Below are 25,522 nucleotides of genomic sequence, written 5' to 3'. Positions count from 1 at the left end.
TCTTTAAAAACTTTTATCAGAAATGATACTTCTGATGAAGTTATTTTTTTAAAGCCTTTTCTTTAGTTATTTTAATATAAATAGGCATTGCTGATGAATATGTAATTGTAATGTAAATGGAATAGTCATCATTGAGTACAATGAATGCAGCTTTTGAGCCATTATCCATTACTATCGCTTTGATAGCTCGTGGGAAATCAATCCAAGTTTGTTTGGGGTTATCCAAAAAATATTCAAATTGCTTAACGAAACTAGAAAATGAATTTAAACTATAATGAGCATTTAGAGATTCGCCTAAAAGAGCTGTTGACATTGGGTCTTTGCAGTAAACTATAAAATAAATTGTTAGTTTTCCATTTGTATCAAAATTGAAAATATTTTCGTAAGCTGGTAAATTATCATAGCTTAAAAATTTATTATTTATACTATAACCGTTATTATCTTCTCGCCATAATAAGCCATATTTTTTTAAGTCATATAGTGTGGTTGTGCCTATTTCTACTCCAACAAAATCCTTTTCATTATCCTTTTTTAATATTTTTCTATGTGAACTTACTCTTTGAGCATTTTCATTTCTTTCTATCCAATAGCCAATAATCATTAAAACAATAAAGATTATTGCAACCCAACCTATAAATTCAACCATTATACCCTCCTTTATATTTCTGTTTCAACTTTCTTTGGTTTTTCGGAATATCTAGTTTTGTAAGCCCATATTTCAGGTTCTATATCGCCTCTTTTTACTCCCGTTTCCCAAACTTCCAAAATTTTCTTTGCAAGATTTTTGATTTCATCGCTAAAACTTCTCTCTTCATTTTCTTGGCTACAAACAATCTCTGATGCAAATCTTCTGCCTAGAGTGATTTTTTCAATGATGATTGGAAGCTTCTTTGTGCTTGAGCTAATGGCTCTGTATTCGCATTCGTATTTGAAGCAAGGTTTTTTGGTGGCAAGAATATTAATAATCTCTGAATCAGTATTTTCTGTTGAAAGTGATAATCTATTATCAACAAGATTAATATTGTATGTGTTATCGTGTATATTATAATCTATCTTATAAATATCTCCCTCATAGTTTGGATTGATTCTAAAATCAATCTTTACTCCACAATGTGAGCCACCATAATGTGCCCACATTAGACTTAGATTATTTTCATTATTTTCTAATCTTTTCAAATCGGCAAAAGCACAAATATTTTTATCTTTTTTCATATTTTTAATTTTTTGACATATTGATTCTATTTCTTGTGGGTCTGTATGTGAGCTATAAAAAGAGTATCTCCCCTCATCAATATCATTAAATTTCTCAAAATTTGTCATATACAATTCACAATCTTTTAAAATCTCCCAAAATCGATAATATGGGCTTTTTGCTTGTTGTTGGTAGTTTTTAAGTCGTTTTGTGAGTGTTTTGTCGGGGTTTTCACAATTCTCAAGTTCTCTAAATTTTGAAAATTGCATTCTACGCCATTTTTCTTTTTCTATTTTCTTTCCCATTTTTTTCCTTTGAGCAGTTTTGTTTAAAGCTTTTATTATGCCCCCCCCCCCCCTTAATATTTGCTTAATTGGGAGTTAAAAGGGATTGTAGTGGCTAAAAGGGCAGTATCTAAGTAGAAAAAGGCTGTGGATAATCTAAAGATATAATGAAGTTAAAATAAATTTTGAGTTTGTTAAATCAAGAACAACAAAAGAAAAGCTAGAATCCCATAGCTTATTCTTTTATAAGTTCCCAAAAGTCTTTTTCATCTAGGATTTTCACTCCTAGTTCTTGGGCTTTGGCGAGTTTGGAGCCTGCTTCTTCTCCACAAAGCAAAAAGTCAGTTTTTTTAGAAACACTGCTAGAGACTTTTGCACCAAGGGATTCTAGGATTTCTTGATAGGATTCTCGTTTTTGTGAGAGTGTGCCTGTGATGACAAAGGTTTTGCCACTAAGGTTTGTGGTGCTTTGGGGTGTTTGGGTGGTTTTTGGGGTTAGGATATTGAGTAGATTTTTTATCCTCTCTTGATTGATGTGGCAAAATTCTATCAAAGAGTTTGCCATCTCTTCCCCAAAACCATCAAGAGTGATGAAGTCCTCAAAATCCTTTTGATAAAATTCCAGCCCAAAAGTGTTGGCTAGCTTTTTGCTTGCTCCCTCGCCGATGTGTTCAATCCCCAAAGCATTGATAAATCGCCACAAATCAATGCCTTTGGATTCTTTTATCGCATTTAAAATATTGTGAATCTTCTTGTCTTTGAAGCCTTCTAAGCCCTCTAAATCCTCATATTGAAGTGAGAAAATATCTTCGATTTTGGTGATTTTGCCTCTTTCAAAAAGCAAATCAATAATCCTTTTGCCTAGCCCATCGATATTGAGTGCCTTTTTGCTAATGAAATGGATTAGGGAGTTTTTTAGCCTTGCTTTGCAGCTTAGATTTTGGCATTTGATGAGTTTTTCTTCGATGAGTAACTCACTTCCACAAATCGGGCAGTGGGTTGGGATTTCACATTTCTTTTGAGTGCCATCACGCAAAGAGGGCAAGGATTTGATGATTTTGGGTATCACATCGCCGCTTCGGATAAGAATTACCGAGTCATTAATCAAAATATCTTTTTTTCTAATTTCATCAAAATTATGCAAAGTGGCTCTAGCTACCTTTGCCCCCTCAATCATCACGGGTTCTAAAATCGCCACAGGGGTAACAACGCCCGTCCTGCCTACTTGCAGAGTGATATCAAGAATCTTTGCCTTTTTTTCGATAGCTGGAAATTTATATGCACAAGCAAATCGTGGGGCTTTTATCGTGAATCCTAGATTTTTTTGCAAAGCAATGCTATCAATCCTAATCACCATTCCATCTAGCATAATAGGGTAAGAATCGCGTTTGGAGATTAGGTTTTGGTAAGATTCCTCGATTTCTTGGAGATTTTTGCAAAGTTTAGAAAAGGGAGAAGTGAGGAAGCCAAAAGAGCGGATTTTCTGCATAAGTTCAAAAAAGCTATTTTCTTCTATGGTGCAAAATCCAACGCCCCAAGGGATAAATTGTAATTTGCGTTTAGCGGTGATTTTGGAATCTAGTTGCCTTAAGCTTCCAGCAGCTGCGTTGCGTGGATTGGCAAAAAGCGATTCGTTATTTTCTAGCCTTTCTTGATTTAAGCGTTCAAAATCATTTTTTGCAATTACGCATTCACCGCGAATCTCGATTCTATCAGTGTAAGGAATGCTTAGGGGAATGCTTTGGATAGTTTTTGCATTTTGTGTTACATTTTCTCCGATAAATCCATCGCCTCTTGTGGTGGCTTTTTGTAATTTGCCATTTTCATAAAGCAGATTGAGGCTTGCACCATCAAATTTTGGATCAATGGTAAAGAGCAGGTTTTCTCCCTTGCTGACGCGATTAATCCATTCTTGTAATTCTTGAGTATCAAAAATATCTTCCAAACTCCACATACGCTCGATATGTTCGGATTTGCTAAAAGATTCTAAGATATTATCCCCAACTCTTTGGGTGGGGGAATCTTTGGCGATTTGATTTGGATTTTTGGCTTCAAACTCTTTAATTTGGTGATAGAGTGTATCATACTCTTCATCACTTGCAATGGGATCATCTAAGATATAATAATGTTTTGCCCAAAGATTTAGAGTTTTGATAGCTTGTAGGTATTGTGTATAATTCATAAATCAAGCTTTAGGGCTTCATTGTCCATTATCCCGATTCCTTTATTTAGTGTATCTTGTGCGATTTCTTTGGCAGCTTGTAGGGAGTGCATTTTGTAAGTGCCACATTGCAATTCATTGGCTTCTGGAATCTCGCTCACTTCCAAAATATCTTTCATACTTGCTTCCCATGCGTTTTTGACTTCCTCGCAACTTGGTTTGCCAATCAAGCTCATATAAAATCCTGTGCGACAACCCATCGGGGAAATATCGATAATCTCTACTTTATCGCTATTTAGATGGTCTCTCATAAATCCTGCAAAAAGATGCTCTAAAGTGTGGATGCCCTCTTGACTTAGAATCTTAACATTTGGTTTGCAAAAACGCAAATCAAAAACGCAAATTTCATCGCCCTTTGGCGTGTGCATTACTTTGCCTAGTCTTACAGCAGGGGCTGGCATTTTTTTGTGATCAACTTTGAAACTATCTAAAAGTGGCATAAAAATCCTTTAAATAAAATATTTTTGAAATGTTATACAAAAAAAATTCACAAAAAGTTTAATTGGAGAAAATTTTTAAAAATTGTAGAATTTTAAGCGTCATATTTGAGATGGGTAGAGATTTTAATTCACTTGGAGAGAAAAACTCTAGCTTTTGATTAGCGGCTATTTGGCTGCAAGAGTTGAGTTTGTAGAGATGTAAAGTGAGATTGTATTTGGTGTAAGTGTGTTTGAGTGTGCCTAGTAGTTTGGGTGTTTTGGAGGTGAGGTTTGGGAAATTGTAAAGATTATAATAAAGCTTGCTAGTGCTTTTAGTGAGGGCGATTTTTGAATTTTGGATATAAATCCCCAAAAGCAAATCTTTTTTGATAGTGGTAGTTTTTTGGGTTTGTGTATAAAGGAATGGGTTGGCTTTGCCTTGACAGAAGCTTTGAAGCGGGCATTTAGGGCATAGCGGATTTTTGGGTGTGCAAATAGTTGCTCCGATGTCTAAAAGAGCTTGGTTGTGATTAAAGGGATCATAGCAGTTAAGAATCTCTTTGGCTTTGGATTCTAAAAGGTTTTGGGTAGGATTTTGAAGAGCAAAAAAACGCATCAAGATTCTTTTGATATTAGAATCTACAAAGCTTACCGCACAATCAAATCCAAAACAAGCAATCGCACCTGCGGTGTATCTACCAATACCCGGCAATTTTTGGAGTAAATCCAAATTCTTTGGCAACTCTCCATTAAAAGATTCCTTGCAGATTTTAGCGGTTTTCAAAAGATTTCTAGCACGGGTGTAATATCCAAGCCCACGCCATTGCAATAAAACTTCTTCTTCTTTAGCATTAGCAAGGGATTCTAAAGTGGGAAATTTTTCTAAAAAAGGAAAATAGTAGTTTTCAAGCACGGTTTTAACTTGAGTTTGTTGAAGCATAATCTCACTTATCCAAACTCTATAAGCACGATTTTTTTGGGTTTTGTCCCGCCAAGGGAGCGACTTCCTTCCCCCTTTTGAATACCATAATAAAATTTCAGTATGCAAAGAAGAGGGGTTTGGGGGAGTGTTCATCTAATTTAGAGATTAGGAAGTATTTGTTCTTTGTAAATATTTAGAATATTTTTAGAATCTTCAAGGTTTGATGAGAGGAGTTTGAGGGCTAATGAAGTAACGCCATATTCTTTTTGTAAGTCTCTAATTTGCTCTATACAATCTTGTGGAGTGCCAACTATCATGGTTTTTAGGATTTTGTCTTTGTTAAAAAAGTCAGCCCTAAATTCTTCATAATCGCTTGTTTTGATAATTGATTCAAAGGTTGGATTATTTTCATTGGCTCTTAGCATACATTGAGTAAAAATATCAACTCCTATTTGTGCCTTTTCCTCTGCTACTTTGCGGTCTTTATCTACATAAAATGCACGCATGAGAGTGAAATCGTATTTTTTGGCATTGGTTTGAAAAATTTGGTGAATCTCTTTTGCTTCTGTGCTATCTAGTGTCAGGGAGCCTAAAAAATTGTAGCCGAGATTTGCGGCTTTTTGTAGCGTTGGTTTGTGAGTGCTAGCGATATAAAAGGGGATTAGCCCTTTTGGGTGAGGGCGAATGCTAATATTATTGATTTCAAAAAAATCCCCACTAAAATTAACTTGTTCTTTAAAAAGCAAATTGTGAATGATTTGTGCATTTTCTAGCATAATATCACGATTGTTTTTAGCATTATTGCCCATAGCAATATCAAAAATAGGAAATGCCCCTCGTGCAAATCCAAACAAAAAGCGTCCTTTGGAGATTAAATCTAATGTGGCGATTTCTTCGGAGATTCTAATGGGGTGGTAATGCGGAAGCAAAATTGCAGCACTGCCTATTTTGATATTTTGGGTTTGAGCAAGAGCGGCACTAATAAGTGGAATAATCGCAGAACAAAGCGTGAAATTATTAAAATGATGCTCGCCAATCCATACTTCATCTAATCCCAAAGCATCACAATGCTGAATAAGTGCTAGAGAATCCAAAATTGTATTTGCTTCATTATTGTCCCAATTTTCTATGAGTGTGAAGATTCCGCTTTTCAAGGTAGCCTTCCTTTATTTTGAGTATTTTAAGAATAAAAAGTTATAGTATTCTATCACAAAATTATTAATCTTAAAATTACCTAGCGGGTTAAAAAGATTCCAAAAATGCTATAATTTTGCCTTTAAATATTGAATTTATAGGAGATTGGATGTTTCACATTGTTTTTAATGCAGATGAAAAATACATTCCCTATGCCGCAGTTTTAATAACAAGCATTATTAAAAATACAAATCCTAACAAGACTTTTGCAGATTTTTGTGTAGATTCTAATCAAAATGAAACAATTAATTCTAGCGGGGGGGGGGGGGCATTTAGAAAATTCTAATAATTTAAATCCTGCTTTTACAAAAGAATCCCAAACCTCACAAATTCAAAAATCTATCAATCAAGAATTAAAATCCTATTTGGATTCTACTTTACAAGATTCTACAGATTCAAATCATAATTTTACCAATGAAGGCTATGTGTTTCATATTTTGAGTGATTTTGTGAGTGATGAAAGTCGTTTGAAGCAATTAAAACTTAAAATTGACTTGATTAGGCAGTAAGAGTATCCCAGATTTTGAGATACTCTAATGCTTTGTAGGTTAATTTTCTAATGTCTTCATATCTATCACATAGCGGAATTTTGCCTTGCCATTAGTGAGATTCTCATAAGCTTCATTAATCTGATTTGCTGCGATGATTTCAGTTTCAGGATAGATTTTGTGTTTCAAAGAAAAATCTAGCATTTCTTGAGTTTCTTTAATCCCGCCAATAAGTGAGCCATAGACTTTTTTATGTGCGTTAAAGATAAGCCCTGCTGCATCGATGGTGGGTGCGACTTCTGTAGGTGGAAGCCCCACGATTCCCATCTCTCCGCCAAGTTTTAAAAGCTTAAGATAAGCGGTAATATCATAAGGCGTGGGGATTGTGGAGATGATGAGGTCAAATCGCTCTGCCACCACGCTAGAATCTGTGGTATCATAAAGCTTTTTTGCCCCCATTTTTAGCGCGTCTTGTTCTTTGTTTTTATTACGCGCAAACACATACACTTCCGCACCCATTTGCACAGCGTATTTTACCGCCATCATACCTAGTCCGCCAAATCCTGCTACCGCGACCTTATCACCCGGCTTTACCTTGCTAAATTTTAGCGGTGCATAGGTGGTAATCCCCGCACAAAGCAAGGGTGCGACTTTCTCTAGTGGAGCATCTTGTGGCACATTCACAGCAAAATTCTCGCTTACCACGATATTGTTAGAATATCCGCCATAGGTTGGTTCATTGTTATGAAAATAATCGTGGCAATCATAGGTAGCCACCATTCCGCGTTCGCAATACTGCTCATTGCTCGCTTTACACGCCTCACATTCCCCACAGCTATTGACCATACAGCCAACTCCCGCATAATCGCCGACTTTAAACTTGCTAACCTTGCTACCCACTGCCACGACTTTGCCTGCTATCTCATGCCCGGGCACCATAGGGTAGATTCCCTCTTTCCACTCACTGCGTGCGGAGTGTATGTCGCTGTGGCAGATTCCAGCAAACAGAATCTCGATTAAAATATCATTTTCGCCCAACGCGTGACGTGAAAACTCAAAAGGTTTAAAGCTATCACTTTTGTGTTGCACCGCATAGCCCTTTGCAGTGATTCTTTTGCCCTCTCTAGCTTCATTTAGGTTTGAATCTAAAAGCATATTGCCTCCTTAAAAATTAAATTACAAATGAAATTATAAAATATGAGAGCTACTCTAAGTCAAGAGCAAAAATCTAAAATTTGCTAATAAATCTAAAATTTTAGAGAATGCTAAGTTGTTGATAGAATCCTAAGTTCAAATTTGTTGGTAGATTTTTGTTATTTAGATAATCTCTAATCTTTGTGGCTTCTTGCTGGGTGATAGAAAATCCTCCCCCAATAAGTGGGGAAGCAAGATAGATTTTGTCGTGATTTTGTTGTAAGGCTTTGTGATTAAAGATTTTTGCGTTTTGGATTTGTGTTTGGGAAATGTTTTGTGTGGGTGCGGTGATTTGGTAAGTCATCATTACGCACAAGATTTGTAAAACCTGCAAGAGTGTTATATCGCAAGTTTGGATAATTTGCTCTATTGTTTTTGGGGCAAAGTTATCCAAAGTGAGAAAATTTAAAATTTTTGAATAGATTTTTTGCACTTCAGCAATGTTTTCTAATCCCTGTATTTTTGCATCTTCTCTAAGTAACACAAAAGCGGTTTTTAAAAGTTTTTGTTCTCTTTCTTGTGTGCTTAGCATACATTTGCCTTTGATAAATAAATCTGCTCTAAATTTTCTATTGACAAAAAAATCTTTGATTTGTTCTTGCAATAAGGGGCATTGTAGGGTGTTTATAAAATTTAGTTCTTCTTGGGAGAGGGTTAAATCATCAAAATGCCACAAAACATTTGCACTAGAAGCAAATTCACACTTGCATTCTTGCATCATTTCTGCAATATCTAAGAAGTGATGGCAATTCCAGTGTTTATTAAAAAATTCGTGTGCTAATACAGAAATATCTTGATTTAAAATATATAAAATTTCTTCTTTCGCTTTGGGATTTTGCTGCAAAAAGGACATAGGTATTTTGCTAAATTGTTCTAAAATTTCGAGGGAATTTTTGATTTTTGTGGTGGGCGTTCCATTTTGTCTTTCTTCAAAAGCTTTAAGGATTTTTTGCAAAGAATATCCCCCTTCCCAGCCGGGAAAAGAATTGTAGCTAATATATACAATTCCGCCGATATTGAGGCATTTATCAATGATTTTTTGAATATATTTTTTGTTTTTTGAATTAATCCAGCTCCATACTCCATGCAAAACAATATAATCAAAACTTATTTTTTCAGAAATGGCACGCTTGTAGAAATCTTTGAAACTTTCATTGTAAATTTTGCTGTTGGGGGATAGTTCTTTGGTATTGAATGCAAAAGAAGGATTGAAATCCACTCCGATAAATTCCCCTTTGTTGCAAACAGAATGCAAAGCTAGACTATATCCTTTGCCAAAACCTAGCTCTAAATAGCTTATTGAGGAATCTTTGGTGTTTTTGATGCCTGCTAATGTGAGATTGAAATCTATATTGAGAGGATTTAGACCATAAAAATAAGCATTAATATAATCAATTCCCATTACATAACCATCATTCCACATTTTATTCCTTTATTTGGTGGTTGATTAAAATAAAATGGAGGGATTATAAAGCATGAGAGTACTCTAAGTCAAGGGGTAAAGGTTAAAAATTTTAAAAAAATTTAAAATTTTTAAGTAGCACAGGGATAGAATCGCAAAAATAAATATGTAATTTTAGTTGCATTTTGTCTAAGAAGCATTATTGTTGCATATATTAGTTTGATTAAATAATGCAAATATTTCACATTAAAGGATTATTATGTTTGAAAAAACTATGATTAAAACTTTGGCAAAACATTATAAAGGCGGAGATTTTTGTATTGAATTTTGGGATAAAGAGAGAGTGTGCTTTGGGGAGGGAGAACCTAAATTTTGCATAAAGATTCACAAAAAATTACCTCTAAATTTTATAAACCCTAAGCTAAAATAGGATAAAGATTACATTAATTGTTCTATTCTATCTTTTTTGGGAGCAATTTCTGTAATTTGGATTCCAAAGTTTCCATCGACAATAACCACTTCGCCTTTAGCAATCACCTTATCATCTACTAATACCTCTAAAGGATCATTAGCAAGCTGATTGAGTTCTACAACGCTACCAATATCCATTGCAATGACATCTTTTAAGAGCATCTTTTTTTGTCCGATTCTTACTTTGACTTGCAAACGCACATCAAGAAGCATGGCAATATTTTTTAATCCAGCATTATTAAGTTCGAATTTTTCTTCCTCAGCTTCAGTTTGGGTATTTGCATCCAAAGCAACATTATCGCTATCTTCTGCGGTATTAGGGTTGAAAGAGTTTTCAAAACTTGAAGAGAAAGCAAAATAAAGAAAGTCTTGAATGCTGCCAAGATTAAAAGCAAAGGTGTAAAAACCGCTAAAATTTTCTAGCCCCAACTCTGAATCTTCGGTGATAAATTGGATATTTTTGAGTGTGAAGCTTAGTTTTGGTAATTCTTTTTGTGCACCAAGAGAAGTGGAGATGGCTCCAAAAATGTTGGAAGTAATTTCTTTGGTAGCATCTAAATCGTCATTGTCCATTGTATCTTTGGTAGTGCCTTCCCCGCCAAGCATCATATCTGCAAGTGCGGTAGCAACTTTGGGGGAAATAAAAAGTGCTAGATTTGCGTCATTATCGGTTGCAATATCGATTCTTGCTATGGGGGCTTTAATGGATTCTTTGTCTCCGTTTTTTTCTTCTAAATGGCTAATATCTGGGGTTTGTCCTAGTAATCCTTCAATGGTTGCAATACTTTCTTGTGTAATGAGTTTTAAAAAATCATTTAACATAATCACTCCTATTCATCTTCAATCTCATTAGCACGAGATTTGCGTTGAGATTCTAGCATTTCTAAAATTTCTTTTACTTGATCTTTTTCTGTTTTGATCATTTCTTTGACTTCGATAGTTTTGCGATAGCGGTGCAAACCAATACTTGCTAGGAATTTTTCTCTCCCATCAACATTGATAATCACCGTATCATCTGCGGGTCTATCAAGCCTTACAATATCGCCACTTTCTAGTTCCAAAATTTCCCTTAGTGTGAGTTTGGTCTCACCTAGCATAGCAGTAACATTGACTTTTGCACCTCCTAGTAGTGCTTGAAGTTCTTTATTGCGGGATTTTTTGGAGCTAGTTTCACTTAGCATAATGTCGCGACTTGCCAAACGAGAAAGCACAGATTCTAAAGAAATAACAGGATAACAAAGATTCATCATACCGCTACTATGCCCGATGATAATCTCCATAACTACCATAATGACAATTTCATTTTGTGCAACAATTTGCACAACATTAGGGCTAGATTCTTTGACATCTACATTTGGGAAAATTTCTGTAATAGGCGCCCATGCTTCTTTGAGATTTTGCATCATTTGACGCAAAATTGTATCTAGCAAGTTAAGCTCAATATCACTAAATTCTCTTGTTGATTCATAAGGATCTCCCTTGCCTCCTAAGAGCCTATCAATCATCGGGAATGCAATGCTTGGATTGATTTCTAAAACACCTGTTCCATCAAGGGGTTTCATTGAAAAAACATTGAAGCTAGTAGGACTTGGCAAACTCATAAGAAATTCCCCATAAGTCATTTGATCAACGCTGTGAAGTTGAATCTCTACAATCGAACGCATAATGGCAGAAATTTGACTAGAGAGAGAGCGTGCCATTTTGTCGTGTATGCCTCTAAAAGCTCTTAGCTGTTCTTTGCTAACGCGATTTGGGCGTTTAAAATCATATAGTGTAACTTGTCTTTGTTGGATAGCAGTTGGTCGCTCTAATGTCTCTGGCTCTGTCCCTTCATCATCAACCACTTCTAAGAGTGCATCAATTTCTTCTTGACTTAGTATATCAGCCATCTACCCCCCTTTCTTCAAGGTATTTTTTAATTTTTCGTATCACTGCCTTATGGATTTGTGAAACTCTTGATTCAGTAATTTCTAAAATTTCCCCAATTTCTTTAAAATTTAATTCTTCATAATAGTAGAGTTGAATAACTAGTTGTTCATTTTGTGGTGAAGTTTCTAGAATCTTTTGGATAATTTCTATCAACTCTTCTTTTTCAACTTTATTATAGGTTTTATCATCTTGTGAAGCACTTAATTCTTCATCCAAAGGTAGAATCCCATAGATTTCATTAGCATTTCTTGCATCTTTGATTTTTTCTATATCTTCATTTAAAACTTGACTAAGATAGGCATTATCTGGTTCTTCTTGATGTTCATTATAATATTTGGAGATTTCTCTATCGATATTTTTTGTTAGAGTTCTTGAGTAGCGACTCATACAATCAAGCCCTCTTAGATAATCTAGCATAGCACCATGGACTCTTGATTTTGCATAACCCCAAAAAGAATCATTAAGGGTGCTATCGTATTTTCTAGCAAGTTTGATGAGTTCTTCTGTGCCAATAGAGACTAAATCGGCAAATTCTACATTTGCTGGGAGACGCTCTTTTAGCCTAGCAGCAAGGGCTTTGAGGGCAGGTAGATAATCTAGAGCAAGGTTATCTTGATTTTGTTTGATAATGTTTTGATAGCCCTTAGAAGTCTTCAACATTTTCTCGTTCTTTATTGTGTTTGGTTTTAGAGGAGGCATACTTTTCCTCTTCTTCTTCACGCATTGTTTTTTCCATAGTTCTTAAGAAACCACGAATCTTATTAGCGATTTTTTCTCTTTTGTCAAATTCTTGGATATATTCTTCTAAGGTTGCGTTATAAGAAGGTTTTTTGGTGGTTCTTTCTTGTTCATCTACAAATTTCACAAAAAAAGAAACGCTAACTAAAGTAATCAAATAAAAACCTATGGTTGAAACAAGCGTCCAAGCTACAATCATCTCTGGTTCATCAAATTTCAAAAAAGACAATAAAAGTCCAATAAAAAATCCATTGACAATTGCAAAACTTAAGAAGTTATCCATTTTTAGCGACATAAATATCCTTATTTAAAAATGTCCTAAGATTCTTTTGAGAAATTTTCCGAATCTTTTATCTTCTTGCACTAGCACATTTTGTTCCATTTTTGCTGCCAATGTTCTTGCAATCTTTTCTATTTCCATAGAAGCACTACAATTTGGCTCTTCTTTTACAAAGATTCCGCGGTTTTTGCTATAATGATTAATCAGTGGATTTTTTGTGAGTTTGCCAAGATAATCTAGGCTAATATTGCCAATATTGCTTTGGGCGATTTTTTGGATTTTTTTGAAAATCATTTCAGCTTCTTCTTGATTTTTAGCCATATTAATAACCATAAAAATTTTATCTTTGAAAGTGGAAGTGAGCTTGATAGTTGCGTATGCATCGGTTATTGCAGCAGGATCTGGAATTGTAAGGACAATAGAATCATCGCTATTTTTGAGAAAAGTTTGTGTGTATTCACCAATCCCAGCACCCGTATCAATGAGGACAAAATCTAATCCATCTAGGAAACTTGAATCTTCTATAAGTGTTTCAAACATAAATTCACTTTTGTAGCGAAAAATATCTGTGCCAGAATCTCCGGGTATTAAATAGAGATTTCTTTCTATTGGAATGATAATATCCTTTAGAGTGGCTTGATTTTTGAGGACATGCAAAAGATTTTTTTCGCAACGCACTCCAAAAAGAATATCCAAATTTGCAAGCCCAATATCTGCATCAAAAATTCCAACTTTAAAGCCTAATTGCCAAAGTTTATAAGCCAAGTTTGCACTAAAGGTAGATTTCCCAACGCCACCTTTTCCACTTGTAATAGTTACAAATTTGGTGTTTATCTTTTTGGGGGAATCCAATAAAAGCTCTAAGTTTGCTGCTTGATTTTTCATCTCTAGGCTCGTTTTAGTCCATCAAGTAAGCAATCAATTAAAAAATCACTTGTAGCAACCATCAAATCATTAGGGACTTCTTGACCGATTGAAAAATAACTCGTTGCTTTTTTGGTTTCATAGATGAGAGAAAAAATATTCCCATAGCTATGCGTTTCATCAAGTTTTGTAAAAATGAGTGTATCAATTCCTAATGTTGAGAAAGTGTGATAAATATCTTTTAAGTCTTCGTATTTTGTCGTTGCACTCATCACAAGGCTAACATCGATTTTGGTGTTTGGGTCTGCATTGACAAAATTTTTGAGAGATTCTAGTTTGGCTCTATCATGCTGGGAGCTTCCCACGGTGTCAATTAAGATATAATCGCAATATTTGAGTGAATCAAGTGCATTAATAAATTCTTCTGTATCTACCACCGTATCAATGCTTAGTTTCATTTTTTTTGCATAAAACATCAACTGATCTACTGCACCAATCCGATAAGTATCCAAGGTAATAATACCAACTTTATAGTTTTTATTAAGCATTCTTGAATAGCGGGCTGCAAGTTTGGCTAAAGTGGTGGTTTTTCCAACACCTGTTGGACCAACTAACATCATAATATTTTTTACATTGCTGCTAAGATTTTCTGCCCTTGCATAAACCATTTTTCGCAATACTTCTCGGAAGTATCGTTTGATTAGTATAGAATTTTCACGCATTTTAATAGGCATTAATTCCAAAGTTAGCTGCATAATTTTTTCTAAATGTTCTTTTGCCATTCCGCTTGCTTTTGCGATGCGATAAATTTCTGCAAATTCATGAGGGATAATCAAACCTTCTTTTTTTGGTCCTCTTTCTTCCCAAAACATATTTTGAATGAGTTTGATTTTGTCATTGAGTTTGTCAATTTCCCCTCTTATGATTTGGAGATTGACTGAATCTTGAGGATTTTCTTGTTTTTTGGCTTTGGTATTTTCAAGGGAATTAGATGGTGCTTGAGGCTTTTCTATTTTTTCATCACGTGAAGATTTCTCTTTGGGATTATAGGGAGATTTTGGAGGGATTTTTGTATTCACACCGGCAATTTGTGAGATTTGTCGCACTGCATCTGAAAGCTGGAGTGAAACTTCTTCTGGGAGGCTTTGGAGGCTTTGAGCGGCGCGTTTTCTTTCTAGTTCTTTTTGTGCGATGAGTTCTAAGCGTTCAGCGATATTATTGCTTTTTACCAAAGGCAAATTTTCTTTTTGGGCTAATTCTTGTTTTTCTTTGACTTGTTTTAAATCTTCTTCGCTAATGGCAACAGAGATTTCATAATTTCCATCGGCAAGTTTCTTTTGTGAGATGATAGAAAATTCATCGCCTAATTCTTTTTTAGCCTTTGCTAAGGCTAGAGTAGAAGTTTCTGCGGTATAAGTAAATAATTTCATTTGAATCCTTTTAGAGGGATAGTTACGCTCTCTCTTTTTGCCCACTCTTTGTGTGGGATACATAAATGATTAAGAGTTATATTTTTGTTTTTAAAACCCAAAATATCAATATCTAAAGTCCTTGGTGCATTTTTAAAATCTCGTTTGCGTTTTCGCCCAAAATTTCTTTCCAAATACGCACAATGGCTAAAAAAATCAGCATAACCAAGCCTTGTTTTTAGCCAAATAATACCATTATAAAAATCTGCCTGTTTTGTGTATCCAAAAGCTGGATTTTTCAAAAAAGGAGAAAAAGAAATTATATCATTTTTCTTTTGCAACCTTAAAAAAAGTTTCCAAAAAATTACCAAAGATTCTCCTTGATTGCTACCAATTCCTAAAATTACATAAGATTGAAGTTTAGAATAGTTTTTGAAGTGGCGATAGGGATTTTCTCTGCGGATAAGAAGGAATCTTGGAAGTTTATTAGCAGGCTTTAAGTGGTATTTGGGCTTTGGATAAAGGGGGATAAAACGCCAAAAGTCTTTTTTGATTTCTTTTGTGTGGTAGGTTTTTGTATTGAAATAAGTTTTGGTTTTATTCTCCAAGAATCCTTGCTCCATTTTGTTCTATCACGACCAAATCTTCAATGCGGACGCCGTATTTTTGGGGAATATAAATGCCGGGTTCTATGGAAAAAACCATACCTTCTTCAATAATGGTTTTAGAGCGTGGAGAGATGATTGGGAGTTCGTGAATATCTAAGCCAATCCCATGTCCAGTGGAATGCACGAAGTATTTTCCATAACCAGCCTTTTCTATCACACTGCGCGCTAAGGCATCAATTTCACAAGCCAACATTCCTGCTTTTGCGTTTTTAATGGCATTTTCTTGAGCTTTTAAAACAATATCATAGATTTTTTGTAATTCTTTATCTTTGAAGGTTTGTTTTTTGGCAAAGTTAAATCCATCTTTGCTAAAGTATCCTGTCCTTGTCCTATCAGAGCAGTATCTTTTGTATTTTATGCCCGCATCAAAAAGTAGCAAATCTCCCTTTTGGAGAATATCGCTTGAGGGTAGGGCATGCGGTTTTGCTGCATTTCCATTAATGCCAACAATAGGGTTAAAACTCAAATCATATTGACCTTTTTTGCTTAAAAAACTTTGTGATTTAAAATGCAAAAAAGCCTCGCTTTGATTTTTGCCCTTTTTGTCAATCCACTTAGCAAATTTATCAAAGGCTTTAATGTTTAGTTTTTGTGAATATTCAATGAGATTTATCTCATCTTGTGTTTTGCGGATTCTTTTTTCTTGATGAAAATTTGGCTTTGGCATAAAATTAATTTTTAAATCACTGCTTAGTTTTTCAAACTCATAGACAGAAAATTCTTGAGGGTTATAAATAAGAGAGATTTTTTCGTTTTTCTTTAAAATAGTCCTAGCAGTGCGTATGAGATTGTGGCTGATGAGAATCTCAATTTCGTATTTATGATTTTTGATATTCTCTTTTGCCTCGACTTCATAGCGTCCATCTGTGATAAAATAACCTTTCTCTCCAATAGCAAGGAAGATTACATTATCGCAACTATAATTAGTTTCAAAATAAACTGCGTTTTCATCTTTGATGATAAAATTATCCATATTTTACACTATTTATTGTTCTTGTTGTTTTGCTTGAGCCTCTCTAGCTTGTCTGATAGCTTGAATCTCATTGAGGATTTGTGAGATGCCTTGCAATGCCAAATGATAACCCATTGGACCAAAACCAGCAATCACTCCAGAACATGCTCCAGCTGTGAGACTTTTTTGTCGGAATTCTTCTCTAGCATGGATATTAGAGATATGCACTTCAATAGTTGGTAATCCCACCGCAGAAATTGCATCGCGGATAGCAACAGAAGTATGGGAATAAGCCGCAGGATTGATAATAATACCTTGGTATTGTCCTAAAGATTCTTGAATCTTATCGACGATTTCCCCCTCAAAGTTGCTTTGAAAAAAATCTACTTCTAGTCCGATTTGTTCGGCGTGTTTTTGGATATTTTGATGAATGGTTTCGAGTTTTGCTGTCCCATAGATTCGCGGTTCTCTAATTCCAAGCATATTTAAGTTTGGTCCTTGGATTACAATTACTTTCATAAAAGCTCCTTAATATACAAAGTAAAAAATTTTGGTAATTATAACAAAAAACATAACAATTTCTATTTTGATTTTCTATAAAAGATTTTTTGGTTACTTTTTTGCACAAAGTAAAATAAAAATGATTTTTTCTATACAAGAAAATTGAATATTGTTTGGGAGTGTGTTAGAATAATTTTGCATTAAACATTTTTAAGATTAAGGATAGATTATGAAGAAAATTTTACTTAGTGCATTGGCGGTTAGTTTTGTTTCAGTAGGTTTAATGGCACAAGATGAAACAAAGATTTACAATCCAAAAGCAGAAAAGAATCACCTCGTAATTAAAATGGAGATTTTAGGGGAAAAGGGCAATACCCCAGCAGGTGAGATTGTAGCAGTAGAGACAAAATATGGAGTTGCCTTTTATCCAGATTTAAAGGGTATTGAGAGCGGAATACATGGATTCCATGTGCATGTTAATCCAGATTGTGGAGCTACAGAGAAGGGCTTAGGAATGAAAGCAGGAGGACATTGGGATCCACAAGAGAATAAGGCACATTCTTATCCTTGGGCAGATGAAGGGCATAAGGGAGATTTGCCAGCACTTTATTCTAGCGATAAAAATGAGATTAAAACTCCGGTATTGTCCCCAAAAATTAAAACTTTAGAAGAATTAAAAAATCATTCTTTAATGATTCATGTTGGCGGTGATAATTACCATGATCATCCACAAGTTTTAGGTGGAGGTGGTGCTAGAATGGTGTGTGGAGTTATCCGATAATTTATTTTTTGATTCTTGCATTTTTGAAAGTATAGATTATCTCTATACTTTCATCAATATTTCCTCTTTACCTTTTTGTAAAATTTTGAATATAATTCTTTAATTTTTTGATTTTAGGGAGAATATTTATGAAGATAGCTCTCATAAGCGATTCTTTGTTGCTTGATAGAACTTTGGAGATGTATTTAAAAGATTATTTGACAAGCTATAAACTTTGTGATTTTGTTGTCGCAACACAACCTGTAGATTCTCAAAAGCCTGTTTTTTTGATTGGTGAATATGAAAATGCAAATTTGCATAAACCTTTTACAAAAGAGATTTTATTACAAGCCCTTGAAGCTTTCTTTTTGCAAATAAGAGGGGAACAAGAAGCCAAAGAAGAGGAAGAGATTAAATATACTAATGTAGAGAGTGCAAATTGGAATGAAATGCTAAAAGATGTAGAGATAGAGGAGGAAAAGAAGCCTTTAGATTTGGAACTTCATCAAAAGATTCTTAAAGTGTTAGAAAATTATGCCAAAGAAATCACAATGATAGTGCAAGAGCATTACAAAGAAAAAAAATAATGAAAACAAATCAAAATAAGAAGCCTTTATTAAAAGTAATTGGAGGTGCTTTTAAGGGGAGAAATATCAAAATGGCACCCCTAGAAATTACTCGCTCATCTAAAGCGATTTTGAAAGAATCTCTTTTTAATACATTAAATCAAGAAGTGGTGTTGGCAAATTTTGTGGAGTTTTTTGCTGGAAGTGGAAGCATTGGCATTGAAGCACTAAGCAGAGGTGCCAAAAGTGCAATATTCTTTGAACAAAACAAAGAATCTTGTAGAATTTTGGAAGAAAATTTGCAAAATATCTGTCAAGGTTGCCATTATCGTATTGTTTTTGGGGATACTTTTGAAAAATATCAAGAAGCATTGAAGGGCTTAGATTATTTGAGTATAGGGTATTTTGACCCACCTTTTGATATTAGAGAAGGGATGACTGGAATCTATCAAAAATGCTTTAAAATGATAGAAAAACTCGATACCAAAGTTTTTGGAATTGTTATTTTAGAGCATATTTCTGGTTTGGAAATACCGCAATTCATTGGAAGTTTTCAAAAGGTAAAAACAAAGAAATTTGGCAAAAGTAGTTTGAGTTATTTTGTAGCTTAATCAATAAAACTAAAAGGAAAAAAATGCAATATTATGGAAAGCGATACAAAAGCCTAGCTAAAGCGATTTTTAAAGAAGATTTAGAAGGGATTTTGGAAAATGATGAATGGATTTGTGTAGATATTAGAATGCCCGATGACTTCAGGGTTGGACATTTAAAGGGTGCAAAAAACATCACAACACAAGAAGAGTTACAAGAAATACTCACACTCAATAAAAAGATTCTAATTAATTGCTATTTGGGGCATTCTGCTTCTTTGCTGGGTAGTGATTTGGTAGAAGCAGGATACCAAAATATTTATTTTTTGGACGAAGAAATCGCTCATTGCCTAGAATAGTTACCACAAAATACCTTGAAAACAAAGGGTAAGGAAGTATCCACCAAAAATAAGTATTGCAAATAATACAAGGGCTAATCCAAATGCCTTTCCCCCTAGTTTTATAAATTTTTTAAAATCGATTTGTAAGCCCAAGGCAGCCATAGCAAAAACAATACAAAGAGTGCAAAGAAGCCTACCGCAATCAATCAAAGATTGCACACTAAAATTAGCAAAAATTAAAGTTTCTTTGTAAGTGTTCAAAAAAGTATTCAAAACAATAACACCCAAAAAAAGAAAAGCAAAATAGGGAATATCGATTTTTTTGCTAGTGTGGTGGGGATTATTGCTATGGGAATTATCTTTGGCGACATAATAGCCAACAATTAGCAAAAAGGGCACCAATAAAATTACTCGCATCATTTTGAGGATAATAGCAAGATTTGCAGCACTTTGAGTAAAGGCTCCACTTGTCATATCTTTTGCCATTTCAGCTGCTCCAGCGACATTAGCAACTTCATGCAAAGTAGCCCCCATAAAAAGCCCCATTCCATCGCTATTTAAAAGCGGTATAAATCCACTACTAAAGGCAATAGGGTATAAAAACATCGCAATAAGCCCAAAAACAACGACACTTCCAACTGCAACAACCCCTTTAAAAGAATCAGATTTGAGAGTGGATTCTAATGCCAAAACCGCAGCAGCACCACAAATAGCACTCCCAGCACTTACAAGCATAGAGATTTCTCTATCAAGCCCAAAAACTTTAACCCCCACAAAAAGACCTACCAAAAATACGACACTAATCACAATAAAAGCAATCAAAAATCCATAAAATCCGATATTATAAAGCTCATTAAAAGTGATATTAAATCCATAAAGGATAATCCCCAAACGCAAGAGTTTTTTAGCACTAAATTGAACCCCAGCTTGTAATGAATGTTGGTATTTAAAAAACCAAGGAGAAAGTATAGCGCCAATGATAATTGCCAATGCAGTGGCTGCCAAATGCGTAGAATCATGGATTTTTTCTACACTTGCTAGATAAAAAGCCAAAGCTACAATAACTCCGACAAAAAATAGTCCCCTAAAGATAGATTGCAAAAAATTTTTAAAATGAATAAGATTTATCATAAAACCCCCTTAATAAATTTTTGGAAATTATATAATTTTGTATCAAATAATAAAAATATATCAATTTTATTAAAACAATAAAAAATATTAATGAAAATTTATTGAAAATGTGGAATAATCCATAAAGAAAAATAAGGAAATAGAATGAAAATAAGAGATTTAGAGATTTTTATAGATTTGTTGCACACCAAAAGTCCCACGCTCACAGCAGAAAACTTCAAAACTACTCAGCCAAATGTTTCAGTGATTGTTAAAAATATCGAAAAAATGTTTGGTATCAAGCTTTTTGAAAGATTAGGCAAAAAGCTTTTGCCCACTACTCAAGCCTTATACCTTGGGGGAATGTGGCTTGAAGTGGTGCAGGGGTATTATTCGAGTTTGGAGGCTTTGGGGGAAGAGGGTGTATTGCTAGGAGAGATTAATATTGTAGCAACACATACTATTGGAGAATATTTTTTGCCTAGAATTTTGTTTGATTTTGCCAAAGAATACCCCAAAGTTAAAATTAATTTTAAAATTTACAATACCAAAGAGTGTTTAAGCCTTCTAAAAAATGGTGATGTGGAATTAGCGATTGTAGAGGGGGAAATCGGGCTAGAATATGCTAAAAGCGAGGGGCTAATAAGAGAGGTTTTGTGTAAAGATACTTTGGTAGTGGCAAGCAATGATTTTATTTTGGCTTCTAAGCCTAGATATATTGATGAATTATTAGATAAAAAATGGATTTTTAGGGAGTATGGTTCTGGGCTTAGGGATAGTTTTTTGAATGCTTTGGGGAATCTCAAAAAGGAAATTCCAATTTTTTTGGAGCTAGATAGGACGACAGCGATTAAGGATTTGGTGATTAACAAAGGAGCGATTGCGGTATTCTCAGAAGTGGCTATCAAACAAGAATTGCAGAATGGAATCTTATTCCCTTTGGAAATTATCAATCTAAATTTGGAGAGACATTTTTATAGCCTAAAGCGAAAAAGTCAGCTTCTTAACTCTGTTTTGACGCGTTTTGAAGAATTTGTAAGCGAGGGTTTAAGGGGTATTTAGCACAAAAGATTTAAATTTCTCCCCCCTTTGCTTGTAAGAAGAAAATTGATCCAAACTTGCAGCAGCGGGGGAAAGCATAGCAATACTTTGGGAATTATGGTGTTTTTTAATCTCATTGACAGCGACTTCTAGCGTATAGCAAGGCAAATGGTTAATTTGATATTTTTCTGCTAAATGGGTTAGTTTTTGTGTATTAGAGCCAATGGCATATAGGCTAATTTGGCATAATCGCATAAATTCAAAAAGCGGAGTTAAATCCGCCCCTTTATCATCTCCCCCCAAAATAAGATGAATTTTCTTATCTTTGTAGCGTTTGATAGCCTCCAAAGTCGCATCAAGATTCGTCCCTTTGCTATCATCTACCCATAGGCGATTTTGGTTATCCCAAAATTCTTCTATTTTGTGTTCCCCGATTTTAAAAGAATTGAGCAAATCATAATCAACTTGTTGGAATAAAACCTGTGTTGCACTCAAAGCCAAAAGTGCATCAAGCAAAAAGGGTTCTTGGAAGCGAATTTTTGGAATCTCCAAAAAAAACTCTCTAGCAAGCGATTGTGAATCTTCATAGAAAAAAAGCTTTGCAAGGCTTTTTTGGCAAAAGGGGTGAGATTGTAGAGACTTTGGAAGAATAGCGATTTCTTTATCTTGCATTGTCAAAATAGGCTTGAGCTTATCATTGATATAAGATTCATAATCCCCATGCCAACTGATATGATCTTGTGTAATGGGCAAAAGCAAATAAAGATTAGGTTTAGCAATTTTGGTGTAATGGAGGGTAAAAGAGCTAGTTTCCAAAATCCAAAGCGGTGCGTTAGTATCCATATTTGCTAGAGGATTCCCGATATTTCCACCGCTTATAGCCCCTTTGTGTTTTAAAAGATGAGTGAGCATTTGGGTGGTAGTGGTTTTTCCATTTGTCCCGCTAATCCAAATACTAAAAGGCATTTTTGTAGCAAAAAAATCATACTCACTTATGGGGTTAGTAAGTTTTATCATTGCGTTTTGTGGTGGGATTCCCGGTGTGGTGATGATTTGTGCTTGAGGATATTTTTGCAAAGTTTCTTGAAGTTTGTTTGGAGGAAGTAGAGTATTCCCATAAGAATCTTTTGAAATTTGAGTAAAACTATCATCAAAAATACAGCAAGGGGCAAATTTCTCTGCAAGTGCTTTATTAGTTTGTCCATATCCTAGTAAAATAAGCATTCAATCCTCCCTTATCTTAGTTTGATAGTCAAAAGTGCAATGAGGTTACTCATCAAAGCAATAATCCAAAATCGGACGATAATTTTGCTCTCACTTAAGCCCTTTTCTTCAAAATGGTGATGCAAAGGTGCCATCAAAAACAGCTTTTTTCCTCGTGTTTTGTAGCTACCAATTTGCAAAAGCACCGAGAGTGCCTCTATTACAAAAATAAATCCAATCACAAATAGCAAAATTTCATTTTTAGAGATAATTGCCATATAGGCAATCACTCCGCCCAATGCCAAACTTCCACTATCACCCATAAAGACTTGTGCAGGGTGGCAGTTATACCACAAGAAGCCTATTAATGCACCTATCAAAGCAGCAGAGACAACCACAACTTCCCCGCTATCTGGGATTTTTGGATACAAAAGATAGGTGCTAAATACAGAATGTCCTGCGATATACACAAAGATTCCCAAAGAAGTTAAAGCATAAATTGAAGGAATAGTTGCAAGTCCATCTAAGCCATCGGTGAGATTGACTGCATTGCTTGTAGCAACAAACACTAGCGTCCAAAACAAAAGACTAAATAGCCCCCAATCCCAAATAAAATTCTTGAAAAATGGCAAATAAAAATGGCTATCCATACCATAACAATAAAGTCCCAAAGAAACCAAAAAACCGCTTATAGCTTGCAGGGTAAATTTCATTTTTGCACTCATGCCGGCATTTTTTCTTTGTAGCACTTTAGAATAATCATCATAAATTCCAATACTTGAGAACAAAACAAGACTCATTAAACTAAAGACAACAAAGGCATTATCGAGTTTTGCACACAAAATAGACGCAACAAGTGTCGCAAATACAAAAATGATTCCGCCCATTGTAGGGATATTGACTTTTTGCTTGTGGTTTTGTGGGGTAAATTGCGAAATGGGCTGATTAGCATTCTTTTTCCTTGCCCATACAATATAATAAGGCATAATAAAAATAGTCAAAAAAAACGCCACAAAAAAAGCAATCGCAGCCCTAAATGTAATATATTGAAACAAATTAATTTCTAAAAAACTATATAAATAATAGATCATCTAAAAACTTTCACAAAAAATTCAAAAAATCAAAAAAATAAGGTAGGATTCTATCTAAATAAACTTTAAAATGGATATAAGATTATGAAGACAATTTTGATAATTACAGATGGCATTGGTGATAGCAAACAAGAAAAATACAACGCTTTTAAGGCGGCAAAGAAGCCTAATTATGAGAGGTTATTCCAAGAAGTCCCTTATGGAATGATTAAAACTTATGGGCTTTCTGTGGGATTGCCTGATGGACAAATGGGAAATTCTGAAGTAGGGCATATGTGTATGGGAAGCGGAAGAATCCTCTACCAAGATTTAGTCAAAATCAATCAAGCAATTCAAAATGGGACACTTTTAGAAAATCCCGCATTGCAATCTTTGCAAAATTGCAAAAGGATTCATCTAGTTGGCTTAATGAGTGATGGCGGAGTGCATTCGCATTTGGAACATATTTTAGCCCTAGCATTAGGCTTAGAGGGCAAAGGCTATGAGATATTATTGCATCTCATTACAGATGGTAGAGATGTTTTGCCACAAACTGCGTTAAAATTCCTAGAAGAAGTGCAAACAAAAATACAAAATAAAAATATCAAGATTTCTTCGATTAGTGGGCGTTTTTATGCTATGGATAGAGATAATCGCTGGGAGCGGATAGAAGAAGCTTATAATGTCATTGTATGTGCAGAAAATCCACAATCCATTTCGCCCAAAGAATATATCCACCAAAGCTACCAAGAGGGCATTTTTGATGAATTTATCAAACCTGCAAGTTTTGATAATAACGGGATAGAAGCCAAAGATGGCTTAATTTTTGTAAATTTTAGAAGCGATAGAGCAAGAGAGATTGTAAGTGCATTAGGCAATGAAAATTTCAGTGAATTTCAAAGAAAAAAATGGCTCAAAATACCGCTTATCACTATGACGCCTTATGACAAAAATTTTGATTTCCCCATTTTGTTCCCCAAAGAAAATATCCCAAATACACTAGCAGAAGTAATCTCCAAACACCACCTCCGCCAATTCCACACAGCAGAGACAGAAAAATACGCCCATGTTACTTTCTTTTTTAATGGTGGATTAGAAGAGCCATATCCCAATGAAACAAGAGTTTTAATCCCCTCCCCAAAGGTAAAAACTTATGACCAAAAGCCAGAAATGAGTGCCAAAGAAGTAGGGGATTGTGTGCTAAAGGCGATACAAGAAAACTATGATTTTATCGTTGTAAATTTTGCAAATGGCGATATGGTAGGGCATACAGGCGTGTATGAAGCAGCGATAAAAGCAGTAGAAGCAGTAGATAGCGAGATTGGTAGAATCTATGAGAGTGCCAAGCAAAATGGTTATGCCTTTGTCCTTACAAGCGATCATGGGAATTGTGAAGAAATGCAAAATGACAAAGGCGAGATTCTCACCAACCACACGACAGGCGAAGTATGGTGTTTTATCTCCGCACCTAATGTGCAAAAGGTGCAAAATGGAGGTTTAAACAATATCGCACCAAGTATTTTAAAACTGATGGGATTAGAAATACCCAAAGAAATGGATAATCCTTTGTTTTGACAAATAAACATTAATGGGATAAATTAAAATTTTACTTTTTTGGGTATAAATCATTTGCAAATAAATAAACAAAACACTCATAATAATTTATTTTTAATGACTACCAATGCCCCTTATAAACACATTCTACCCCCCCCC

At 34.8% G+C, this 25,522-nt stretch carries 29 protein-coding genes; 9 read left to right on the top strand and 20 right to left on the bottom strand.

The features are described 5' to 3' along the window. Positions 1–40 precede the first annotated feature (40 nt). From JJQ98_RS06160 to JJQ98_RS06135, 6 genes are all read right to left on the bottom strand, one after another. Complete coding sequence (locus JJQ98_RS06160) at positions 41–646, bottom strand: hypothetical protein (protein ID WP_151105204.1); 606 nt, start codon at positions 644–646, stop codon at positions 41–43. Between the two features lie 11 nt (positions 647–657). Continuing rightward, positions 658–1,497, bottom strand: a complete 840-nt coding sequence (locus JJQ98_RS06155) for a DUF2971 domain-containing protein (RefSeq protein WP_151105203.1) — start codon at positions 1,495–1,497, stop codon at positions 658–660. A gap of 214 nt (positions 1,498–1,711) precedes the next feature. Continuing rightward, entirely contained in the window at positions 1,712–3,658 is a 1,947-nt protein-coding gene (gene ligA, locus JJQ98_RS06150; protein ID WP_151105202.1) for an NAD-dependent DNA ligase LigA, read from the bottom strand. Beyond that, positions 3,655–4,137, bottom strand: a complete 483-nt coding sequence (gene luxS / locus JJQ98_RS06145) for an S-ribosylhomocysteine lyase (protein WP_151105201.1) — start codon at positions 4,135–4,137, stop codon at positions 3,655–3,657. Before luxS ends, ligA begins: the two co-directional genes overlap by 4 nt. 58 nt (positions 4,138–4,195) lie before the next feature. Then, the gene (gene mutY, locus JJQ98_RS06140) at positions 4,196–5,191 is read right to left on the bottom strand and encodes an A/G-specific adenine glycosylase (protein WP_151105200.1); all 996 of its coding nucleotides are present in this window, start codon (positions 5,189–5,191) and stop codon (positions 4,196–4,198) included. 5 nt (positions 5,192–5,196) lie between these two features. After that, the gene (locus JJQ98_RS06135; protein ID WP_054195564.1) at positions 5,197–6,192 is read right to left on the bottom strand and encodes an LLM class flavin-dependent oxidoreductase; all 996 of its coding nucleotides are present in this window, start codon (positions 6,190–6,192) and stop codon (positions 5,197–5,199) included. Between the two features lie 149 nt (positions 6,193–6,341). On the opposite strand from JJQ98_RS06135, the gene JJQ98_RS06130 reads away from it, so the two are divergent. Both JJQ98_RS06130 and JJQ98_RS06125 read left to right on the top strand, forming a co-directional pair. Further along, positions 6,342–6,518, top strand: a complete 177-nt coding sequence (locus tag JJQ98_RS06130) for a hypothetical protein (protein ID WP_210670800.1) — start codon at positions 6,342–6,344, stop codon at positions 6,516–6,518. Beyond that, positions 6,469–6,741, top strand: a complete 273-nt coding sequence (locus JJQ98_RS06125) for a hypothetical protein (RefSeq protein ID WP_210670796.1) — start codon at positions 6,469–6,471, stop codon at positions 6,739–6,741. Before JJQ98_RS06130 ends, JJQ98_RS06125 begins: the two co-directional genes overlap by 50 nt. Before the next feature lie 39 nt (positions 6,742–6,780). Here the strand turns inward: JJQ98_RS06125 and JJQ98_RS06120 are convergent, their stop codons facing one another. Continuing rightward, entirely contained in the window at positions 6,781–7,875 is a 1,095-nt protein-coding gene (locus tag JJQ98_RS06120; protein ID WP_151105199.1) for an NAD(P)-dependent alcohol dehydrogenase, read from the bottom strand. A 100-nt stretch (positions 7,876–7,975) separates the two neighbouring features. After that, on the bottom strand, positions 7,976–9,337 hold the full coding sequence (locus tag JJQ98_RS06115) for a class I SAM-dependent methyltransferase (protein WP_151105198.1): 1,362 nt from the start codon (positions 9,335–9,337) through the stop codon (positions 7,976–7,978). Between the two features lie 238 nt (positions 9,338–9,575). Here JJQ98_RS06115 and JJQ98_RS06110 point away from each other — a divergent pair, with 238 nt between their 5' ends. Further along, positions 9,576–9,746, top strand: a complete 171-nt coding sequence (locus JJQ98_RS06110; protein ID WP_170252228.1) for a hypothetical protein — start codon at positions 9,576–9,578, stop codon at positions 9,744–9,746. Between the two features lie 8 nt (positions 9,747–9,754). On the opposite strand, the gene fliY is transcribed toward JJQ98_RS06110, so the two are convergent. Genes fliY through aroQ form a run of 9 tightly spaced genes read right to left on the bottom strand, consistent with a single transcriptional unit; the run spans position 9,755 to position 17,146 of the window. Next, complete coding sequence (gene fliY, locus JJQ98_RS06105; protein ID WP_060663179.1) at positions 9,755–10,609, bottom strand: flagellar motor switch protein FliY; 855 nt, start codon at positions 10,607–10,609, stop codon at positions 9,755–9,757. An 8-nt stretch (positions 10,610–10,617) separates the two neighbouring features. Then, positions 10,618–11,676 carry a flagellar motor switch protein FliM gene (fliM, locus tag JJQ98_RS06100; RefSeq protein ID WP_005022609.1) on the bottom strand — a complete coding sequence of 353 codons (1,059 nt, stop codon included), beginning with the start codon at positions 11,674–11,676 and terminating at the stop codon, positions 10,618–10,620. Further along, the gene (locus JJQ98_RS06095; protein ID WP_060663180.1) at positions 11,669–12,376 is read right to left on the bottom strand and encodes an RNA polymerase sigma factor FliA; all 708 of its coding nucleotides are present in this window, start codon (positions 12,374–12,376) and stop codon (positions 11,669–11,671) included. The genes fliM and JJQ98_RS06095 overlap by 8 nt, the downstream gene beginning before the upstream one ends. Further along, the gene (locus JJQ98_RS06090) at positions 12,360–12,749 is read right to left on the bottom strand and encodes a hypothetical protein (protein WP_151105197.1); all 390 of its coding nucleotides are present in this window, start codon (positions 12,747–12,749) and stop codon (positions 12,360–12,362) included. Before JJQ98_RS06090 ends, JJQ98_RS06095 begins: the two co-directional genes overlap by 17 nt. Before the next feature lie 12 nt (positions 12,750–12,761). Further along, positions 12,762–13,619: a P-loop NTPase gene (locus tag JJQ98_RS06085; protein WP_054195570.1), complete on the bottom strand. Its 858-nt coding sequence runs from the start codon at positions 13,617–13,619 to the stop codon at positions 12,762–12,764. A 2-nt stretch (positions 13,620–13,621) separates the two neighbouring features. After that, a complete protein-coding gene (gene flhF / locus JJQ98_RS06080) occupies positions 13,622–15,028 on the bottom strand; it encodes a flagellar biosynthesis GTPase FlhF (protein ID WP_104745835.1) in 1,407 nt (468 codons plus the stop codon). Beyond that, positions 15,025–15,630, bottom strand: coding sequence for a 2-amino-4-hydroxy-6-hydroxymethyldihydropteridine diphosphokinase (gene folK, locus JJQ98_RS06075; RefSeq protein WP_199767728.1), 606 nt, complete (start codon positions 15,628–15,630; stop codon positions 15,025–15,027). The genes flhF and folK overlap by 4 nt, the downstream gene beginning before the upstream one ends. Next, positions 15,605–16,648 (bottom strand): M24 family metallopeptidase, encoded by a 1,044-nt coding sequence (locus JJQ98_RS06070; RefSeq protein WP_005022617.1) that lies wholly within the window; start codon positions 16,646–16,648, stop codon positions 15,605–15,607. The genes folK and JJQ98_RS06070 overlap by 26 nt, the downstream gene beginning before the upstream one ends. 12 nt (positions 16,649–16,660) lie before the next feature. Beyond that, a complete protein-coding gene (gene aroQ, locus JJQ98_RS06065) occupies positions 16,661–17,146 on the bottom strand; it encodes a type II 3-dehydroquinate dehydratase (RefSeq protein WP_005022618.1) in 486 nt (161 codons plus the stop codon). A 211-nt stretch (positions 17,147–17,357) separates the two neighbouring features. On the opposite strand from aroQ, the gene JJQ98_RS06060 reads away from it, so the two are divergent. The 4 genes from JJQ98_RS06060 (at position 17,358) to JJQ98_RS06045 (ending at position 19,403) form a co-directional block, all read left to right on the top strand. Further along, on the top strand, positions 17,358–17,909 hold the full coding sequence (locus JJQ98_RS06060) for a superoxide dismutase family protein (RefSeq protein WP_005022620.1): 552 nt from the start codon (positions 17,358–17,360) through the stop codon (positions 17,907–17,909). A 128-nt stretch (positions 17,910–18,037) separates the two neighbouring features. Beyond that, positions 18,038–18,475: a hypothetical protein gene (locus JJQ98_RS06055; protein WP_104745833.1), complete on the top strand. Its 438-nt coding sequence runs from the start codon at positions 18,038–18,040 to the stop codon at positions 18,473–18,475. Beyond that, a complete protein-coding gene (gene rsmD / locus JJQ98_RS06050) occupies positions 18,475–19,065 on the top strand; it encodes a 16S rRNA (guanine(966)-N(2))-methyltransferase RsmD (RefSeq protein ID WP_104745832.1) in 591 nt (196 codons plus the stop codon). Before JJQ98_RS06055 ends, rsmD begins: the two co-directional genes overlap by 1 nt. Before the next feature lie 23 nt (positions 19,066–19,088). Continuing rightward, entirely contained in the window at positions 19,089–19,403 is a 315-nt protein-coding gene (locus JJQ98_RS06045; protein ID WP_151105196.1) for a rhodanese-like domain-containing protein, read from the top strand. Here JJQ98_RS06045 and JJQ98_RS06040 read toward each other — a convergent pair whose 3' ends face one another. Beyond that, positions 19,404–20,516, bottom strand: a complete 1,113-nt coding sequence (locus JJQ98_RS06040) for a putative sulfate exporter family transporter (protein WP_151105195.1) — start codon at positions 20,514–20,516, stop codon at positions 19,404–19,406. 144 nt (positions 20,517–20,660) lie between these two features. Here JJQ98_RS06040 and JJQ98_RS06035 point away from each other — a divergent pair, with 144 nt between their 5' ends. Then, positions 20,661–21,557, top strand: coding sequence for a LysR substrate-binding domain-containing protein (locus JJQ98_RS06035; RefSeq protein WP_065828868.1), 897 nt, complete (start codon positions 20,661–20,663; stop codon positions 21,555–21,557). Here JJQ98_RS06035 and murD read toward each other — a convergent pair. Together murD and mraY are read right to left on the bottom strand one after the other, a co-directional pair. Continuing rightward, positions 21,543–22,760, bottom strand: coding sequence for a UDP-N-acetylmuramoyl-L-alanine--D-glutamate ligase (murD, locus tag JJQ98_RS06030; RefSeq protein WP_060663188.1), 1,218 nt, complete (start codon positions 22,758–22,760; stop codon positions 21,543–21,545). The genes JJQ98_RS06035 and murD overlap by 15 nt on opposite strands. 11 nt (positions 22,761–22,771) lie before the next feature. Further along, a complete protein-coding gene (gene mraY / locus JJQ98_RS06025) occupies positions 22,772–23,830 on the bottom strand; it encodes a phospho-N-acetylmuramoyl-pentapeptide-transferase (RefSeq protein WP_151105194.1) in 1,059 nt (352 codons plus the stop codon). An 84-nt stretch (positions 23,831–23,914) separates the two neighbouring features. Here mraY and gpmI point away from each other — a divergent pair, with 84 nt between their 5' ends. Further along, the gene (gene gpmI, locus JJQ98_RS06020; RefSeq protein WP_151105193.1) at positions 23,915–25,384 is read left to right on the top strand and encodes a 2,3-bisphosphoglycerate-independent phosphoglycerate mutase; all 1,470 of its coding nucleotides are present in this window, start codon (positions 23,915–23,917) and stop codon (positions 25,382–25,384) included. Positions 25,385–25,522 lie beyond the last annotated feature (138 nt).

It is taken from the genome of Helicobacter pullorum NCTC 12824, assembly GCF_017979475.1.
GTDB classification, from domain to species: domain Bacteria; phylum Campylobacterota; class Campylobacteria; order Campylobacterales; family Helicobacteraceae; genus Helicobacter_D; species Helicobacter_D pullorum.
The sequence above is the reverse complement of the archived record's forward strand: the minus strand, read 5'-3'. Positions and strand labels throughout refer to the sequence as shown.